The sequence below is a fragment of the Rothia mucilaginosa genome, assembly GCF_049990865.1.
GTDB lineage: Bacteria > Actinomycetota > Actinomycetes > Actinomycetales > Micrococcaceae > Rothia > Rothia mucilaginosa_I.
In genome coordinates this window covers 2,063,351-2,080,983 of sequence record NZ_CP188231.1, presented here as the reverse complement: position 1 = coordinate 2,080,983, position 17,633 = coordinate 2,063,351, and the positions used below count along the sequence as shown (strand labels likewise).

The 17,633-nt window shown below is 57.8% G+C and carries 20 protein-coding genes; 15 read left to right on the top strand and 5 right to left on the bottom strand.

The window, feature by feature from the left end:
* Positions 1–204: 204 nt before the first annotated feature.
* The 8 genes from rpmH (at position 205) to ACP3RB_RS08070 (ending at position 6,500) form a co-directional block, all read left to right on the top strand.
* The gene (gene rpmH / locus ACP3RB_RS08105; protein WP_049332235.1) at positions 205–342 is read left to right on the top strand and encodes a 50S ribosomal protein L34; all 138 of its coding nucleotides are present in this window, start codon (positions 205–207) and stop codon (positions 340–342) included.
* Between the two features lie 126 nt (positions 343–468).
* Positions 469–834, top strand: coding sequence for a ribonuclease P protein component (rnpA, locus tag ACP3RB_RS08100; protein ID WP_399527997.1), 366 nt, complete (start codon positions 469–471; stop codon positions 832–834).
* On the top strand, positions 831–1,304 hold the full coding sequence (gene yidD, locus ACP3RB_RS08095; RefSeq protein ID WP_298593519.1) for a membrane protein insertion efficiency factor YidD: 474 nt from the start codon (positions 831–833) through the stop codon (positions 1,302–1,304). Before rnpA ends, yidD begins: the two co-directional genes overlap by 4 nt.
* A gap of 51 nt (positions 1,305–1,355) precedes the next feature.
* Complete coding sequence (gene yidC, locus ACP3RB_RS08090) at positions 1,356–2,345, top strand: membrane protein insertase YidC (RefSeq protein ID WP_314671821.1); 990 nt, start codon at positions 1,356–1,358, stop codon at positions 2,343–2,345.
* Between the two features lie 111 nt (positions 2,346–2,456).
* Positions 2,457–3,023: a protein jag gene (locus ACP3RB_RS08085; RefSeq protein ID WP_298593516.1), complete on the top strand. Its 567-nt coding sequence runs from the start codon at positions 2,457–2,459 to the stop codon at positions 3,021–3,023.
* A 1-nt stretch (position 3,024) separates the two neighbouring features.
* Positions 3,025–3,666: a 16S rRNA (guanine(527)-N(7))-methyltransferase RsmG gene (gene rsmG, locus ACP3RB_RS08080; RefSeq protein WP_426698997.1), complete on the top strand. Its 642-nt coding sequence runs from the start codon at positions 3,025–3,027 to the stop codon at positions 3,664–3,666.
* Positions 3,667–4,121: 455 nt separating this feature from the next.
* A complete protein-coding gene (locus tag ACP3RB_RS08075; protein ID WP_426698996.1) occupies positions 4,122–4,964 on the top strand; it encodes a ParA family protein in 843 nt (280 codons plus the stop codon).
* A 237-nt stretch (positions 4,965–5,201) separates the two neighbouring features.
* On the top strand, positions 5,202–6,500 hold the full coding sequence (locus ACP3RB_RS08070) for a ParB/RepB/Spo0J family partition protein (protein ID WP_424826954.1): 1,299 nt from the start codon (positions 5,202–5,204) through the stop codon (positions 6,498–6,500).
* A 111-nt stretch (positions 6,501–6,611) separates the two neighbouring features.
* Here ACP3RB_RS08070 and trxA read toward each other — a convergent pair whose 3' ends face one another.
* The 5 genes from trxA to ACP3RB_RS08045 form a co-directional block, all read right to left on the bottom strand.
* Positions 6,612–6,938, bottom strand: coding sequence for a thioredoxin (gene trxA / locus ACP3RB_RS08065; RefSeq protein ID WP_315428438.1), 327 nt, complete (start codon positions 6,936–6,938; stop codon positions 6,612–6,614).
* Between the two features lie 53 nt (positions 6,939–6,991).
* Complete coding sequence (trxB, locus tag ACP3RB_RS08060) at positions 6,992–8,026, bottom strand: thioredoxin-disulfide reductase (RefSeq protein ID WP_426698995.1); 1,035 nt, start codon at positions 8,024–8,026, stop codon at positions 6,992–6,994.
* A gap of 257 nt (positions 8,027–8,283) precedes the next feature.
* Positions 8,284–9,474 carry a serine/threonine protein kinase gene (locus ACP3RB_RS08055; RefSeq protein ID WP_426698994.1) on the bottom strand — a complete coding sequence of 397 codons (1,191 nt, stop codon included), beginning with the start codon at positions 9,472–9,474 and terminating at the stop codon, positions 8,284–8,286.
* Between the two features lie 196 nt (positions 9,475–9,670).
* Positions 9,671–11,335: a murein biosynthesis integral membrane protein MurJ gene (murJ, locus tag ACP3RB_RS08050; RefSeq protein WP_314608628.1), complete on the bottom strand. Its 1,665-nt coding sequence runs from the start codon at positions 11,333–11,335 to the stop codon at positions 9,671–9,673.
* Positions 11,336–11,398: 63 nt separating this feature from the next.
* Positions 11,399–11,902 (bottom strand): NUDIX hydrolase, encoded by a 504-nt coding sequence (locus ACP3RB_RS08045; protein WP_314608627.1) that lies wholly within the window; start codon positions 11,900–11,902, stop codon positions 11,399–11,401.
* Between the two features lie 126 nt (positions 11,903–12,028).
* Between ACP3RB_RS08045 and ACP3RB_RS08040 the strand changes: the two genes are divergently transcribed.
* From ACP3RB_RS08040 to ACP3RB_RS08010, 7 genes are all read left to right on the top strand, one after another.
* The gene (locus ACP3RB_RS08040) at positions 12,029–13,453 is read left to right on the top strand and encodes a CCA tRNA nucleotidyltransferase (RefSeq protein ID WP_314608626.1); all 1,425 of its coding nucleotides are present in this window, start codon (positions 12,029–12,031) and stop codon (positions 13,451–13,453) included.
* Between the two features lie 190 nt (positions 13,454–13,643).
* Positions 13,644–13,949 carry a 30S ribosomal protein S6 gene (gene rpsF / locus ACP3RB_RS08035; protein ID WP_049332208.1) on the top strand — a complete coding sequence of 102 codons (306 nt, stop codon included), beginning with the start codon at positions 13,644–13,646 and terminating at the stop codon, positions 13,947–13,949.
* A 94-nt stretch (positions 13,950–14,043) separates the two neighbouring features.
* On the top strand, positions 14,044–14,676 hold the full coding sequence (locus tag ACP3RB_RS08030) for a single-stranded DNA-binding protein (RefSeq protein ID WP_005504055.1): 633 nt from the start codon (positions 14,044–14,046) through the stop codon (positions 14,674–14,676).
* An 83-nt stretch (positions 14,677–14,759) separates the two neighbouring features.
* Complete coding sequence (gene rpsR, locus ACP3RB_RS08025; protein ID WP_004005948.1) at positions 14,760–14,996, top strand: 30S ribosomal protein S18; 237 nt, start codon at positions 14,760–14,762, stop codon at positions 14,994–14,996.
* A 20-nt stretch (positions 14,997–15,016) separates the two neighbouring features.
* Positions 15,017–15,469 (top strand): 50S ribosomal protein L9, encoded by a 453-nt coding sequence (rplI, locus tag ACP3RB_RS08020; RefSeq protein ID WP_294629730.1) that lies wholly within the window; start codon positions 15,017–15,019, stop codon positions 15,467–15,469.
* A 382-nt stretch (positions 15,470–15,851) separates the two neighbouring features.
* Positions 15,852–16,157: a hypothetical protein gene (locus ACP3RB_RS08015; RefSeq protein WP_303978415.1), complete on the top strand. Its 306-nt coding sequence runs from the start codon at positions 15,852–15,854 to the stop codon at positions 16,155–16,157.
* A 656-nt stretch (positions 16,158–16,813) separates the two neighbouring features.
* Positions 16,814–17,620, top strand: coding sequence for a class I SAM-dependent methyltransferase (locus ACP3RB_RS08010; protein WP_070819187.1), 807 nt, complete (start codon positions 16,814–16,816; stop codon positions 17,618–17,620).
* The last annotated feature ends 13 nt before the right edge of the window (positions 17,621–17,633 follow it).

Sequence of the window (17,633 nt, the reverse complement as noted above, 5' to 3'; positions counted from 1 at the left end):
ATCACCGCCTCCACACCACAAACGAGCCCGGAATCACGCGGAAAAAAGCGTTAAGAACTTGATTTACGCCCTCCACTCTTCTAAAGTTGTGCTGTTGTGTGTGCACCGCCTACTGCGAATAGTCGCGGTACCTCCGTGCACCAAGAAGCGTACGGTTCCGATACCCCGTGAGGGCACGAACCGCAAAAATCAAGGAGACAAAGTATGAGCAAGCGTACTTTCCAGCCGAACAACCGCCGTCGCGCTAAGAAGCACGGCTTCCGTCTGCGTATGCGTACCCGTGCAGGCCGCGCGATTCTGTCGAACCGCCGCGGTAAGGGCCGCGCAAAGCTCTCGGCCTAATCACGGCATATAGTTCGCCCGCCGATGCACACGCATCGGCGGGCGAACTATCATTAAGCGTGAAATACACGCGGAGATCAGCTCGCCACACGAGCCGAATCTCCCACACTACGTAAAGGGGAACACGTGCTGCCTCAACGGCACCGTATGCGCACCAGCGCAGAATTCTCCCACGCCTTCCGTTCCGGCATCCGTACAGGACGTCGGAACATCGTTGTATCTACGGCGAAAAATCCTGGAAAAACAACCCAGGTAGGTTTCATTGTGTCGAAGGCGGTGGGCAACGCAGTCACACGCAATCTGGTCAAGCGCCGGTTGCGTGAACTTGCTGCGTTCACCTGCGCCGCGCATCCGGAAGGCTACGCCATCGCGGTGCGAGCGCTTCCCGCCTCCGCGAACGCCAGCTGGGAGCAGCTGCGTCGCGACTACGAATCGGCACTTGATGCTGCTTTCGCTAAGCTCGATTTGCCTCAGAGCAAGGAGAAGCCGTGAGCCGTCCCCAGCGTGAACGCTGCGAAGAACGCTTCCACGCGCATCACAGCGGCACCTATAGTGCTTCTGCCGAGACTCTGGGCCCCGACGAGCTGCTGGCGCTAGCACCTAACGAATTCGTGAGGCCTGAAACGTTCCTGCAGGCACTCTACGTTCTACCCCAGAACCTGCTGATTGCGTGCATGAAGGCCTACCGCAAGGTCGTCTCCCCCCTCTACGGGGACGTGTGCCGCTACTACCCGACCTGCTCAGCCTACGCCCTGGAGGCGCTGACCACCCACGGTGCGATGGGCGGGCTTTCCCTGACGGTGCGCCGTATTCTGCGGTGTGTTCCCTGGGCGACCGGAGGTATCGACCCAGTTCCGGCGGGGAAGCGTACTTTCGCTCCCGGAGCAGAACCGAAAATTATTCTGCTCAACCACCCCCATCTTTACACCCCTCACACCGGTGGTGACGCCCGCCCTGAGTAGGCGGCGCCTCCCACACAATGACTTAGCCGAGTCCTTAAGGAGTATTCCCGCGTGAATATTTTTGATTTGATTCTTTGGCCGTTTAAATGGATCGTCTCCGTGGTCCTGTGGCTGTTCCACACTCTTTTCACCTCGCTGGGCATGGACCCGGCTTCCGGCATGACTTGGGTTCTGTGCATTATCTTCCTGACCCTGGTGATGCGTACCCTGACCATTCCGCTGTTCGTCAAGCAGATTAAGGCTATGCGCGGTATGACCGCGATGCAGGGCGATATGGCGAAGCTGCAGGAGAAGTACAAGGGCAAGAAGGACCAGCTCTCCCGCCAGGCTATGGCTCAGGAGCAGATGGAAATGTACCGTAAGCACGGTACGAACCCCTTCGCGTCCTGCCTGCCGATTCTGGCTCAGATGCCGATCTTCTTCGGTCTGTACCAGGTGCTGATGGGTGTTCCCACCGCAGCGCAGAGCAATGAGAGCGTGCTCATGCTGCCGGCTGATCTGGTGCATCAGTTCAATGACTCGCAGATTTTCGGTGCTCAGCTGTTCGCGACCATGCTGCACCCGGGTGCTGGCGATGCTACCGCGACTGTTGTTCAGGCGGTCATCATGATCGTTCTGATGAGTGCGACCCAGTTCTACATTCAGAAGCAGCTGAGTGTGAAGAACATGTCGGAGGCGGCTCTGAACTCTCCGATGTTCCGTCAGCAGCAGATGATCATGTACATCTTCCCGATCATCTTCGCGGTTTCCGGTATTAACTTCCCGCTGGGTGTTATGTACTACTGGACCGTGTCGAACCTCTGGTCGTTGGGTCAGCAGTGGTGGGTTATCCGCAATAACCCGACCCCCGGTTCTCAGGCGGAGCGTGAGCTGAACGCTCGCCGCGCGGAGAAGGGCCTGCCTCCGATTGGTAAGACCCGTGAGCAGCACGAGAAGGATCTGCAGGAGGCTCGTGAGCGTGCCGCTGCGGGTCAGCGTCAGCAGCCGGTCAGCAAGAAGCGCCAGAAGCAGCAACGCAATAAGCAGAACGGAAAGAAGTAGTTTTCTTCCGTGATTCGGGCCGGGTTCTCGCCATGTGTGGCGCGGGCCCGGCGCCGTGTATGAGATACTTTTTACCCCTAGGACACCCCTCCGAACATCCCGAGGATTATTGTGACTGAAGCTATGGAATATGAGGACGAGCAGCTCGTTGAGGAGCAGCTGGTAGAGGAGCCCCTTGAGGGCGAAGAAGACGATTTTGAGGACATCGACGAGGAAGGCGATATTGCCGCTGACTACCTCGAGGAGCTCCTCGATATTGTCGATATGGACGGCGACATTGATATTGAGGTGCGCAATAACCGCATCTACCTGTCGGTCGTCAATGACGATGATGACAATGAGGAGCTGCGCCACCTGGTTGGTCGCCACGGCGAGGTTCTGGAGGCTCTGCAGGAGCTGGTGCGCCTCTCTGTCCTGGCTGGTAACGGCACCCGTTCCCGCCTGATTCTGGACATCGCTGGTTACCGTGCTGAGCGTCGTGAGCAGCTGGAGAAGATTGCTGCTGAGGCGATTGAGAAGGTGCGCGCTACTGGTCGTGATGAGCACATGAAGCCGCTGAGCCCGTACGAGCGTAAGGTCGTGCACGATGTGGTGGCTGCTGCTGGCCTGTACAGTGAGTCTGAGGGCGAGGGTCCCCGCCGTCACGTGGTGATCTCTCTTCCCGAGGTAGGAGCCTAGTATGGAGACTTCGATGGTTGCTCTCAACGAGAGTGAGCGCGCCGCGGCGGAGGCTGTGTTCGGTGAGCGTCTGCCCCTGGCGGAGCGTTACGTGCAACACCTGGCGACGACCGGCATTGAGCGTGGTCTGATTGGTCCGCGTGAGGTGCCGCGCCTGTGGGCTCGCCACGTGCTGAACTGTGCCGTGGTGCAGGAGTACATTGCGCCGAACGCATCGGTGGCTGATGTTGGCTCTGGCGCCGGTCTGCCCGGTCTGTGCCTGGCGATTGCCCGCCCGGACTTGAAGCTGACCCTGATTGAGCCTCTGGAGCGCCGCGTGATTTGGCTGAATGAGGTTGTTGAGGATCTGGGCCTGGAGAACGTGACCGTGCTGCGCTCGCGTGCTGAGCAGGCTGTGGGTGCCGTGGAGGCCGATGTGGTGACTGCGCGCGCTGTGTCCGCTCTGGTGGGCCTGCTGGACATCACTCTGCCGATCCTGCGCGGCACCGGTGAGCTGCTGGCTCTGAAGGGTCGTAGCGCCGCGGAGGAGATTACTAAGGCGAAGAAGAAGCTGAACCGTTACGGTGCGCGTGAGACCGAGATTCTCACCGCCGGCGGTAATCTGCTGGAAGAGCCGACGACGGTGGTTCGAGTTCGCCTCTAAAGGTTTCGTCTTGAGTGGGCGGTACCGCAACGAGCTAGTGACTATGCATAGCTTAGGCGGTACCGCCCATTTTTTTGTGCGCCGGTTCGGGTGTGCGTAGCAATTGCATCCGTAGAGTACATAGAATGACCTCTCGCGTGGAGTATTGACCTGATGCCGGGTACCCTTAAGGAAGGATTGAAACCTTAGACTCTTCCGCATCAAAGCTTGCCGGTTCACTAAGGGCCCTGAGCCCTTCACAAACCACTCGGCCAGCACCAATGTTTCACGTGAAACACTGCAGGCTTCAATACCTCACGGAGTATGTTTCACGTGAAACATGCTGGTATGAGTGAACGGCGGGGGAGTGGAGGCTGAATCCTCCTCGCGCGCACATACTGCAGAGTATTGCCGCACGCGAGGCACCAGAAGACGCATCACCGTAGACACACCACCCGGAATATGGAAGGCACCCGATGACTCCTCAAGCTCAGAAATCTGTTGCAGATTTGCTCCCCAAGCCTGTGCATACGCGTGTCTTCACCGTGTCGAACCAGAAGGGTGGCGTGGGTAAAACCAGCACCGCCGTGAACCTCGCAGCTGCGCTCGCGGAGGCAGGCCTCAACGTCCTGGTGATTGATAACGACCCGCAGGGTAACGCCTCGACCGCACTGGGTATTGAGCACGGCGTGGATGTTCCCAGCGTCTACAACGTCCTGATTGAGGATAAGCCGCTTTCTGAAATTGTTCAGGAATGCCCCGATATGCCCGGCCTGTTCTGCGCCCCCGCCAATATTGACCTTGCGGGCGCGGAGATTGAACTGGTCTCCCTGGTGGCGCGCGAGACTCGCCTCAAGAACGCCCTGATGGACTACACCGAGTGGCGTGAGAAGCAGAGCATGGAACGCCTGGACTACGTCTTCATCGACTGCCCGCCGAGCCTCGGCCTGCTGACCGTCAATGCCTTCGTCGCGGCAGAAGAGATTCTGATTCCGATCCAGTGCGAGTACTACGCTCTGGAAGGCCTGAGCCAGCTGCTGAAGAATATTCAGATGATTCAGAAGCACCTGAACTCTAAGCTGCGCATCAGCACGATCCTGCTGACCATGTACGATGCCCGCACCAACCTGGCGTTCCAGGTGGCTGAGGAGGTGCGCGAGCACTTCCCGGAGGAGACTCTGAGTGTGAAGATTCCTCGCTCGGTTCGTATCTCTGAAGCCCCCAGCTATCAGCAGACCGTCATCACCTACGATTCTTCGTCGACCGGCGCTCGCGCCTACCGCGAGGCGGCACAGGAGCTCTCGCGCCGATCCGCATAGTCTAAATCTTTTGAAATGAGCCCTTTTGAATTGTCTATTAATGATTCAAAAGGGCTCATTTTATGCGATATTTTTCTGGGTAAAACCCTAGAAAACAGCCTTGGTAAATTAATTATCAGGAATATTTCGGATGATGCGCCGTGCAGTTTTCACTCCTGCTTTCGAGTGCTTATTTCGTTTACACTAGATGAAGAAGAAAAAATGAGCGGGCTCGTCCGGGAGCCCTAAGGAGTAACGATGGCTGAAAAGCGACGCGGCTTGGGTCGTGGCCTGGGGGCACTGATCCCTCAGAGTACGAAGAATTCTGGTAATGCTGAGGCGAAGGCATCCGAAAAGATTGCTGACGTAAAGACTGCACCCAAGAAGGTATCTGCTCCGATTGAAGAGCCGATGACTGACGGCCTCTTCGAAATGGCTCACGAGGCTAAGCCGGAGAAGCAGCGCAAGAGTGCTAAAGCCGAGTCTGCAGAAGATAAGCCTGCCGAAGCTGCACCCGCTCAGGAAAAGCCTGCTGAAGCTCAGAAGGTAGAGGAGAAGGTCGAAACTCCCGCCTCCTCGCAGGATGTTTCACGTGAAACATCGAAGAAGAAGTCCCGCGTGGACATGGGTGCGGCACTGCGCAACACCACCCTGACTCGCCGCCCGGTGGACTTCTTCTTTGGTGAAGATGTCTCTACTCCGCAGTCCGCCTCCGAAGAGCAGGGCGGTCTGGTTCCGGTTCCCGGTGCCCAGTTTGCTGAGCTGAACGTTCACGATATCCATCCGAACCGTAAGCAGCCCCGAACCGACTTTGATGAGCAGGACATGGAAGAGCTCATCCACTCGGTACGTGAGATTGGCGTTCTGCAGCCGATTGTCGTGCGTCCCTCGCGCGAAAACGGTGCAGAAAAGTATGAGCTGGTCATGGGCGAGCGCCGCTGGCGCGCAACCCAGGCGGCTGGTCTGAGCACCATCCCTGCGATTGTTCGCGAGACTGAAGACGGTGACCTACTCCGTGACGCCCTGCTGGAGAACCTGCACCGCAGCCAGCTGAACCCCATTGAAGAGGCGGCGGCATACCAGCAGCTCATGGAGGAGTTCGACACTACTCAGGAGCAGTTGGCTAAGCGTATTGGTCGTTCTCGCCCCCAGATTTCGAACACGATTCGTCTGCTGAAGCTGCCGGCTCTGGTACAGCGTCGCGTTGCGGCGGGCATTCTCTCCGCTGGTCACGCTCGTGCCCTACTGGCTCTGACTGATCAGGCTCAGATTGAGACTCTCGCTCAGAAGATTGTGAATGAGGGTCTGTCGGTTCGTGCGACTGAGGAGCTGGTGAACCATGCATCCGGCGCTGCGGAGGTGAAGGAACGTAAGGCTCCTCAGCCCCAGAAGCACCGTGAGCGTCTGGACTATATTGCGGAGGCTTTTGCTGACAAGCTCGATACTTCGGTGAAGATTTCGCTGGGTGCCCGCAAGGGTAAGATGACCATCGAGTTTGCGAATGTTGAGGATCTGAACCGTATTATCCGCGTTTTGGATTCTGATTTCTCGGGCTAGATTTTCACCTAAAACAATATTTAGCAACTGAAACCAGTTGCATATACAAAAACCCTCGGTGATGTTTCACGTGAAACATCACCGAGGGTTTTTCTCTAGCTTCTCGAAAGATTAGCCCAGGTGCTCGGAGAACTCAGCCAGCAGAGCAGACTTCGTCTTAGCGCCTACGGTCTTCTTGACGACCTCGCCACCCTTGAAAAGGTAGATGGCGGGAATGGAGGTAATGCCGTACTCCATGGCGGTATCGCCATTTGCTTCAACATCCACCTTGACCACGTCGACCTGACCGGCGTACTCGCCAGCAATCTCATCAATTACGGGGCCAACCATGCGGCAGGGGCCGCACCATTCAGCCCAGAAGTCCACGATAACGGGCTTGTCGTTCTTCAGAACCAGTTCGTCAAAAGTGGCATCAGTTGCCTGCTGTGCACTGCTCACGGAGTGCTCCTTTCTGACACGGGGTGGATTCCCCTGCGAGTAATACGAATAGTTTAGAGGTTTTCGAGGTAGTGCTGCGCGTCCAGAGCGGCAACAGCACCGGAACCAGCGGCAATAATTGCCTGGCGGTAGGTCGGGTCAATCACGTCACCGGCAGCAAAAACGCCGGGAACGGAAGTCTTCGAGGAACGACCCTGAACCGCGATGGTGTGGTTCTCGGTAATCTCCAGCTGATCACGTACCAGCTCCACGCGAGGGTCGGATCCAATAGCGATGAACAGGCCCTGAACAGCCAGCTGACGCTCAGAACCGTCCTTGGTGTTGGTCAGGGTAATCGACTCGAGGTTGCTCTCACCGTGAACTGCGGTGACAGCGGAGTCCCAGACAACCTCAATCTTCGGGTTGTTGAAAACGCGGGTCTGCATGATTTCCGAAGCGCGGAAAGAATCGCGGCGGTGCACCAGGTACACCTTGGAAGCGAAGGTCGTCAGGAACAGTGCCTCCTCCAGTGCGGAGTCGCCACCGCCGACCACTGCGATTTCCTTGTCCTTGAAGAAGAAGCCATCGCAGGTTGCGCACCAGGAGACGCCGTAACCGGAGAGTCGATCTTCGCCCTCGATGTTGAGCTTACGGACCTGAGAACCGGTGGTCATGATGACGGTCTTCGCCAGGTGAACGGCGCCGTCTGCGGTATAGACCTTCTTCACGTCGCCGGTGAGTTCGACCTTTTCTACATCCTGGTAGCGGATGTCTGCACCGAAACGCTCAGCCTGCTGGCCAATGTTCTCCATCAGCTCGGGGCCCTGGATGCCCTGAATGAAGCCGGGGAAGTTCTCCACCTCGGTGGTGTTCATGAGGGCGCCGCCGGGTGCCAGGGAGCTGGCGAAGAGGACGGGCTTCAGCTCGGCGCGTGCCGCGTAGATTGCGGCGGTGTAGCCGGCGGGGCCGGAGCCCACAATAATGACGTTGTGGACGGTTGCGTCGGCCTCAACCTCGGATGCCGGTGAGGCTTTGGTGGTGGGCGCGGACGCGAGGTTCAGGTTGCCCAGAGCGGAGCCTCCGAAGAGGCCTCCCAGATTCTCAGTCATCGGATATGTCTTTCCGTTGTAGGTAGTTCGTTCTGCCCCTATAACGGGGCTTTATCCTCGATTATTCCATCTTGGGGGACCCTATATCCAGATACTCCGCGCACTGTGAATCTTTGAGTAGCGCCCCTGCCATAAAGAGTCATAAATAGACATCAAAAAGGGCGGGGCTTCCGAACCGTTGAGTTCAGAAGCCCCGCCCTTTTACCTGGGGTGTATCTGTGGTGCGAGCGCCCTGTCGGCGTCGCGTTATGGGTTGATTAGTCCACCTTGATTTCGTTGATGCGCAGACCGTAACTCCAAGCTCCAATCGGCAGGGAGAGGCGGGGCAGCTCGTTGACCACGATGATCACGTAGGCGCCCTTTTCTACGCTCTGCTTGGAGGTGTCCAGGGTGACGACTGCATCCTTACCTTCGAAGGTGCCCTTGCCGACCTCAACCGCACCGTCCAGGGATGCAGAGCTGTTGGTGTAGACGGTGAAGGAGCCGCCGGTGCCGGTGTTCTGCTGAATGGTCAGCTTGGAGACGACGGTGGGGGTCTGCAGCTTCAGTGCCAGGCCGAATTCCTTGATGGTGCCGGCGTAGTTGGCGGTGCCGAAGCCGTAGCTGATCCATGCGGTGTTGGCGTTACCGTCGGTCAGGTTCGGGATGAGGGTGTCCATGTCGTTCATGAACGTGGGGTTCGAAGGCACGAAGCGAGCCACGGACGCGATCTTCGCCGGTGCGTTCGATGCCTTAGCGGTCGGGGATGCCGATGCGCTGGCGTTTGCCGCAGCCGATTCGGATGCCGACATAGAAGACTTGGGGGTGTGCGGTGCGGCTGCCTGGTTGGAGCCGATTGCACCCAGGGAGGTGAGGATACCGCCTGCGACGATGACGAGCAGCAGGACTGCTGCCAGGGCGACTGCCCAGGTGCCGCGGCTGCCGTCTTCTTCGTCTTCGTCATCTTCGTAGATGCTGGTGGGTTCGGAGTATGCGGTGACGGCTGCGCCGTCGGATGCGTTCCAGTTCTTAGCTGCGGTGATGCTCTCCTGGTTGGCGGTGGAGGAGGAGACCTTCTCGTAGGTGTTGGGGGAGCTGCCGCTTTCGGAGTCGCCGAAGATTTCGGTGCCCAGCGCGTCTTCTGCGTTGGAGAGTGCGTGGTTTTCGACCAGCAGGGTGTCCAGCAGGGTGTCGGGGCGGGTGTGGGAGGTGACGAGGTAGCGGCTACCTTCGGGGGTGATGCCCAGGTCGAGGATTTGGATGTTGCCGCGTGCGTTGGTTGCGAGCGCGCGGGAGTTTGCTTCCAGCAGTGCGCTGCGGCTGGGCGATGCGACGACGACCGAGACCTTACGGTTGAGAATCTGGTCGGTGCCTTCAAGCACCATGTCGGATTCTGCCGTAATGATGATGTGTGCGGTGATTTCGTAGCGGCCTCCGAGGACCGATCCGACCGGAATCTGTTGCGACAACGTGTTCTCCCGAGGTGGTTTCATAGTGCCTGCCATGTGGCGGGCCCTGACTATTAGATTCTACCCGGCATTGAAGGATGCTGGGGCTGAGTGATAGTTTGTGGCGTCCGGGTGGCTACCTGTGCCTTCTGCGGGCCCCGGTGTGGGGTGCGGTGGGTGTGCAGGCAGCTACCCGGGTTGGGCGTTGTGTGCTGCTTTAGCGGCGGGCAAAACGCTCAAGTTTGGAGGTGAGGGGTGCCAGTAGTGCGTTGGCTTCCTTGACGCGGAAGATTTGTATACCGGCGAGGTATGCCAGGCCCATGACGGTGCCGCATACGGCGAGGGTGATGATTGCGGTGAGCTTGGATGCCCAGGCGAATCCGTCGAGCTGGTAGCCGCCGAGCAGCCAGAGTGCAATGGCTGCAATGCCGCCGGCGAAGAGGGAGGCGAGGGTGGTGCGGGCGTAGGTGCTGACGATGCCGCGCTGGCCGTAGTAGCCGAGGCGGCGGCGGACCATGTGGTGGCTGATGAGCAGGATCAGGATGTTGTGCACCGGGTAGATGAAGGCGAGCATGTACACGGTGTACTGGGCGTCGAGCAGGGATGCTGCGAAGCTCATGATGACCATGATGATGGCGGAGTACACCTGGATTCGGAAGGGGGTGCGTGCGTCTTCGCGGGCGTAGAGCACGCGGCTGTAGAGGTAGTTGATGGTGAGGGTGGGGGTGCCGAGCGCGGTGATGACGATGAGCTTGGCGATGATGGTTGCTGCGATGGGGTCGCCACCGCTGAAGAGTACGGCGATGGGGCCTGCGAGTACCATGAGTGCGACCATGCAGAAGACGGTGGCTACGGCTGCGTTGCGCAGGCCGTGGGAGAGCGCGTAGATGACGCTGTCGCTGTCGTCGGCGATGGCGGAGGCGCTCATGCGGTTGAAGAGCACGGTGGCGATGGAGATGCCGATGACGCCGTGCGGGAGCATGTACAGCATGGAGGCGTAGTTGAGTGCCTGCAGGCCGGGGATTTGGATGCCGAGGGCGGCGTAGTGTTCGCGCTGACCGACGATGCCTGCGGCGACCTTGGTCATGTAGAGGAACGCGAGGTTGGAGATGATGCCGGAGGCGAGGGTCCAGGCGGCGAGCTTGGAGGCTGCGCGCAGGCCGATGCCTCGCCATGCGAAGTCTGGCTTGAGGCGCAGACCGAGCTTGCGTAGGGGGATGAACAGGACGAGTGCCTGCATGATGACGCCGAAGGTGGAGGAGCCTGCGAGCACGAGGGTTTGTGCGTTGGTCCAGCTTGCTACGGTGTGGATGGGGTTGGGGTTGGGGGTCTGTGCGCCGAAGAGGAAGATGAACAGGAACAGCGACAGGATGGTGATGACGTTGTTGAGTACGGGCGACCACATGTAGGCGCCGAACGCGTCTTTGGCGTTGAGGACCTGTCCGATGACGGTGTAGAGGCCGTAGAAGAAGATTTGGGGTAGGCACCAGAGGGAGAAGATGAAGCCGAGCTGTCGTTGTTCGGGGCTCCATCCTGAGCCCATGATGCTGATAATGGGCCAGGCGCAGGCGACGGTGATGAGGGTGATGAGGCCGATTGCGGTGACGGTGAGGGTGACGAGTTTGGAGATGTATCGTGCGCCGCCGTCTTGTGCTTTGGCTGCCTTGATGATTTGCGGTACGAGGACTGCGTTGAACACGCCGCCTGCTACGAGGACATAGATGAGGTTGGGTAGGGTGTTGGCGGTTTCGAAGACGTCGCCGACGGTTGAGAGTGAGCCGATGGCTACGGTGAGCAGGATGGTCTTGACGAATCCGAGGATGCGCGAGACGAGGGTGCCTGCTGCCATGATTGCGCTTGAGCGGGCGTCGTTACGTGCCACGTAGGTCTCTCCTGTGTCGGCGGGTGATTGCTTCTTTTAGTTTTGGGGCTCTTTGGTGGGTGTTTAGAGCTGGGTGGTGATGTATTCGCGCGCACTGCGGGCTATGTGTTGCTCGTTGGCGAATGAGAGGCGGGTGGGGAGCTCTTCGAGGGGGACCCAGGCGACGTCGATTGCTTCGTGGTCGGGGTCGTTGTCGATGCTGAGTTCGCCGCCGGTTGCTGCGAAGAGGTAGTGGTGCACGGTCTTGTGGATGCGCGTGCCGTTGGAGGTGAACCAGTAGGCGATGGTGCCGAGGGAGGCTACGGGGTAGCCGGCGATTCCGGTTTCTTCGCTGATTTCGCGTTGTGCGGCTTCGACGGTGGTTTCGCCGTGTTCGATGTGGCCTTTGGGTAGGCACCATTCGCGTTGTCCGTTGCGGTTGATGCGGGCGATGATGGCTACGGGCAGCTGTTCGGGTCGGTCGAAGTCGATGATGAGCCCGCCTGCGGAGACTTCTTCGGGGGCGGGTACCGCTCGCGCGGGCGCGGTGAAGCGCGTTTTGGGGGCGCGGGGTACGGGAATGCTCATGGTTCTACCTTAACCGATAGGCTGAGGTTTTTGTGCCTCGGTTTGGGGTGAGATAGCTGTCTTTGGTGGGGTGTTGCGGGTGTGAGGTGGGCGCATGGGTGGTTTTTCTGGCACGATTAAAGGATTATGTCGCTGATTATTGATGTTGTGTCGAAGTACCCGGATGCCGCCGAGCTGGGAGAACTGTACCGTGCGGCGGGTTTTGAGCTGTACTTGGTGGGCGGTATTGTCCGCGATAATCTGCGGGTTGAGGATGGTCTCTTCACCGATTTTGATTTGACGACGGATGCTACTCCGGAGCAGAGCGAGCAGATTCTGCGTGGGTGGGGTGAGCATACGTGGGATATCGGTAAGGAGTACGGCACGATTAGTGCGCGTAAGAATGGCGTGGTGTATGAGGTGACCACGTACCGTGCTGAGGTGTATGTTTCGGATTCGCGTAAGCCGACGGTTGAGTTCGGCACGGATTTGAGCGCTGATTTGGTGCGTCGTGATTTCACGATTAATGCGATGGCGGCGGCTTTGCCCAGTGGTGAGGTTGTTGACTTGTTTGGTGGCGTTGAGGATTTGCGTGCGGGTGTTTTGCGTACTCCGCGCTCGCCGGAGGAGTCTTTTTCTGAGGATCCGCTGCGTATGATGCGTGCGGCTCGTTTTGCTGCGCGTTTTAATCTTGAGGTTGCCCCGGAGGTTTTCGAGGCGATGCGTGAGATGGCTGGCCGTATTGAGATTATTTCGGCTGAGCGTGTGCGTGATGAGTTGGTGAAGCTGATTGAGGCTGATTATCCGCGGGTGGGTTTGAACCTGCTGGTGGATACGGGTCTGGCGGATTATGTATTGCCGGAGCTTCCTGCGTTGCGTATGGAGATGGATCCTGCGCATCACCATAAGGATGTGTATGCGCATTCGTTGAAGGTGATGGAGCAGGCGATGGAGAAGGAGACGGACGAGGACGGTCCGTGCCCGGCTCCTGATTTTATTCTGCGTTTTGCGGCGTTGATGCACGATATTGGTAAGCCGAAGACTCGTAAGTTTGAGAAGGACGGCTCTGTCTCGTTCCTGCACCATGAGGTGGTGGGCGCGAAGATGGTGAAGAAGCGTATGCGTGCTCTGCGTTTTGATAATGACACGATTAAGGCTGTGGCTCGTCTGGTGGAGCTGCATATGCGGTTCTATGGTTACCGCGAGTCGGGTTGGACTGATTCTGCGGTGCGCCGCTATGTGCGTGATGCGGGGGACCAGTTGGAGCGTCTGCATCGTGTGTCGCGTTCTGATGTGACGACTCGTAATCGTCGTCTGTCGCGCTCGCTGGCTGAGGCGTATGACGATTTGGAGCGTCGTATTGCTGAGTTGGCTGCTCAGGAGGAGCTGGATGCGATTCGTCCGGATCTGGATGGCGGTCAGATTATGCAGATTCTTGGTATTGCGCCGGGCCCGGTGGTGGGTGAGGCGTATAAGTTCTTGTTGAATGTGCGTCTGGATGAGGGTTCGCTTCCTGAGGAGGAGGCGAAGGCTCGTCTGGTGCAGTGGTGGGAGCAGCGTCAGCAGGCGTAGCTTCTGCGGTTTTCAGTACCGCATCGCATGGTTGAGGTCACGCGGTGCGGTACTGTTCTATCTGCTTTTTCTCGTGTATTGTTAAGAAATCTATGCGTGTTCCCCGCCCGGTGTGTTTCACGTGTAGGGCACAATGAATCTCCTGCTATGGAAATCCCATAGCCGTTTAGCCCAAAGGAGGGGTTTAATCATGCGTGCATATGAACTGATGGTTATCCTCAGCCCCGAGGTTGAGGACCGTGCGGTTGAGCCGTCGCTGTCCAAGTTCCTCGAGATCGTGACCAACGAGGGTGGTTCCATCGACAACGTCGATATCTGGGGCCGTCGTCGCCTGGCATACGAGATCCAGAAGAAGTCTGAGGGTATCTACGCAGTGGTGAACTTCACCGCTACCCCCGAGACCGCAGCTGAGCTCGATCGTGTTCTGAACCTGAACGAGTCCGTCATGCGTACCAAGATCATCCGCCCGGAGGATCAGAAGATCTCCAGCAAGTAGTTGGTCTTTCCGGTCGGCTGACCCCCTAAAAATGTCAGGGGGTTGCGCTGTACTGGATTCAACATACTTGTAACTCTTATCGAGGAGGCATCAAATGGCAGGCGATACCGTTATTACCGTTATTGGTAATCTGACTGGCGATCCGGAGCTTCGTTACACCCCTGCGGGTGCGGCGGTTGCTAATTTCACGATCGCATCGACTCCGCGTACTTTTAACCGCCAGACGAACCAGTGGGAGGATGGGGAGACCCTGTTCCTGCGTGCGTCGGTGTGGCGTGGTTACGCTGAGAATGTTGCAGAGACCCTGAAGAAGGGTACTCAGGTTATCGCGCAGGGCCGTCTGAAGTCTCGCTCGTACGAGACCAAGGAAGGCGAGCGTCGTACTTCGTTTGAGCTTGAGGTCGAGGAGATCGGCCCGACTCTGCGTTTTGCTACTGCTCAGGTGACTCGCGCACAGCGTTCTGCCGGAGGTAATAACTTCGGTGGCGGTGCGCAGGGTGGCTTTGGCGGTGGCGCTGGGTACAACGCTGCTGCTCAGGGCGGTTTCTCCGCTCCTCAGCAGAACAATTTTGCTGCTGCTCAGGGTAATGGTTACTCTGGCCAGTCTGGCTACTCCGCTCCGGCTGCTCCGGCGGCCCCCGCAGCTCCTGCTGCTGATCCGTGGAGTTCTCAGTCTGGTGGTAACTATGACTGGGGTAGCGGCGCCGATGACGAACCTCCGTTCTAAGCCGGTTTCGTTTTCCGAATAGTAATTTATCAATCCATCCCGCGGTTATCCGCCGCGGGCTCCCAACTCTAAGGAGCACCACGATGGCTAAGGCTGAAATCCGTAAGCCCAAACCCAAGCAGAACCCCCTCAAGGCTGCTGACGTCACCGTTATCGACTACAAGGACGTCGCACTTCTGCGCAAGTTCATCTCCGACCGCGGCAAGATCCGCGCTCGCCGCGTGACTGGCGTGACCGTTCAGGAGCAGCGCAAGATCGCTCAGGCTATTAAGAACGCCCGCGAAGTTGCACTGCTGCCCTACTCCGGCGCTGGCCGCTAAAGAGAAGGAGAGACAGTAACATGGCTAAGATCATTCTGACTCAGGAAGTTTCCGGCCTCGGTGCAGCTGGCGATGTTGTCACCGTTAAGGACGGTTACGCACGTAACTACCTGCTGCCCCGCGGCTTCGCCGTGACCTGGACCCAGGGTGGCGAGAAGCAGGTTGAGTCCATCCGCGCCGCTCGTGCGGCTCGTGCTAAGGCTTCTCTGGAAGAGGCTCAGGCAATTGCTGCGGCTCTGGCTGCTAAGCCGGTTGTCGTTGCACACAAGGCTGGCGCTGACGGCCGCCTGTTCGGTACCGTCAAGGCTGAGGCTATTGCTGAGGCTATTGAGGCTGCTGGCATTGGCTCCGTTGACAAGCGCACCATCCACCTGGGTTCCGCTATCAAGCGCACCGGTGAGTACAAGGTGACTGTCCGCCTGCACGCTGACGTTGTTGCTAACGTTGTCCTGGACGTCGTTGCTGCTGCGTAAGTAGATTTTTAGATATTTGACGCTGTTGCTTTGATGCTGCGGCGTTGAGTGTCGGACGGGGTGTCCCTCTTAGCGAGGGGCACCCCGTTTGCTTTACCCTTTGGGGCGCTCCTCGGGGTGCGTTGTAGGTGCAGAAAACCGCGATGTTTCACGTGAAACATCGCGGTTTTTCTCGTTATCGCGCCGGTTGCATAGACATTCCGTCCTTATCCGGCCGCCCTTATTCAGGGGATTTTTGATGGACTGTCTTTATGCACCTCTATATAGGAAGTACCTCGAGGCTTTTGCTGGTATTCCAATCCGGTCTGCACATTCGACATTCTCTGTGTGCACCGTAGACGGGTAGACCCTGTAGTCTGGTAGACCCCGTAGACTGGTGTACATGGCTCGATCTTTTTCACGTTTGTCTTCTAGTGCCCAGCTTCTGTTCACGGGTGTGGCGTTGGAGTGTGTCAATTTGCTGCTGTGCGCTCTAGCGGTTATCCCATTTGCGGACGCTAATGTCGCGACCGCTCTTCTACTTCTTTTGCTGATTGTTGGCGGCCTTGCATCCAGTATTGCGCTGGTGTGCGCACTGGTGGGTCTGGTGAAGTTCCGCCAGTATCGTGTGGCTAATATTTGCCTGGTGGTTATTTCTGTAGTGGCTAACCCGTTGGTGCTGCTGGGGCTGTATATGGCGGCTTATTAGCCCGGTTTCGAGTCCACAAACTGCACAATATCAAAGCTCTCAGGGTTCTGTTGGTTTTCTCCCAGCTTGTTTCCAGCGAAATTCAATCCTCCCATAAGGTTGGGGGTGTTTACTATAAGTGTTGGTTCGAGAGGACTGCGATGTGAATGTGTGTGTTTCGTGTAGCGGGGTCGCCCGCTAGCGAAAGAAGGATGGCAAGGCAAAAGCGCCTTGCCTTTCTTCTTTTAAAGCGACTTGTAGTTTCCGTGTGAGGTCCGGGATGCTACACCCTGATTTTCTCCCCGAGTTTGAGGAAAAATCTATTCCCAGCTTTCTTACAGCTTTAACCTACAGGGAATAAAGGTTTACGCGTAATACTTTATATAGATGGTTCGAGAGGGCCATCAGAAAGTTGGACTTTCCTTGCGGAAGTGGCTCTGATTTTCGTATGTATGTGTGTGTGATGAGACTGGGGTTGGATCGAGAGGTCCAGCTCCAGTTTCTGTTTAATCTCTAGGGCGTGCAGCAAGGGTGGCTGTAGTGATGTTGCGGCATGCTGTAACAAAGGGCAACCACACTTCTATATAACGTCATATTTCCTTTCTTGGGGTGGCGGGTCTAGAATTAGGGAAGATAAATTTTGCATATTAAATACAAGTATTGAGGAGTTGTCTTCCGTGTCTAAGACCCCTTCCGTTCCCGGTACCGACCGCCCCGCCGACAAGGCGGCAGGTCACTGGCTACTGGCTCAGCTGGGCAAGAAGGTTCTGCGCCCCGGCGGCCGCGAGACCACCAACTGGCTGCTGGCTCGTGCTCTGGGCGGCGACATTGACGTCGTGGAGTTTGCGCCGGGCCTGGGTATTACCGCCCTGGAGATTGTGAAGCGTTCCCCCAAGAGCTACACCGGTGTGGATCTTGACCCCAAGGCTGCTGAAATCGTGACCGAGCGTATCGGTGCATCGACTAAGCCGAACTACCGTGTGGTGAACGCTAGCGCTCAGGAGACCGGTCTGCCCTCGGAAAGCTACGACGCCGTGGTGGGCGAGGCGATGCTGACTATGCAGACCGATAAGCACAAGCTGGAGATTATGCGTGAGGCGGCTCGCCTGCTGCGTCCGGGCGGCTACTACGCTATTCACGAGATGTCGCTGGTTCCCGATTATCTGCGCCCCGAGCTGAAGGAAGAGATTCAGAAGGATTTGGCGCGCACTATCCGCGTGAATGCCCGTCCGCTGACTGTTGCCGAGTGGACTGCTCTGGCGGAAGAGGCTGGCTTTGAGGTGCTGGATGTGTACCAGACCGATATGGCGCTGCTGGAACCGAAGCGTCTGCTGGCTGATGAGGGTGCCGCTGGCGTTGCGAAGATTGCGTTCAATCTGGCGCGTAAGCCGCAGATTCGTGAGCGTGTGCTGGGTATGCGCGGTGTGTTCCGCCGCCACGCGGACCACATTGGCGCTATCGGCCTGATTCTGCGTAAGAAGTAAGACAGAATCACAC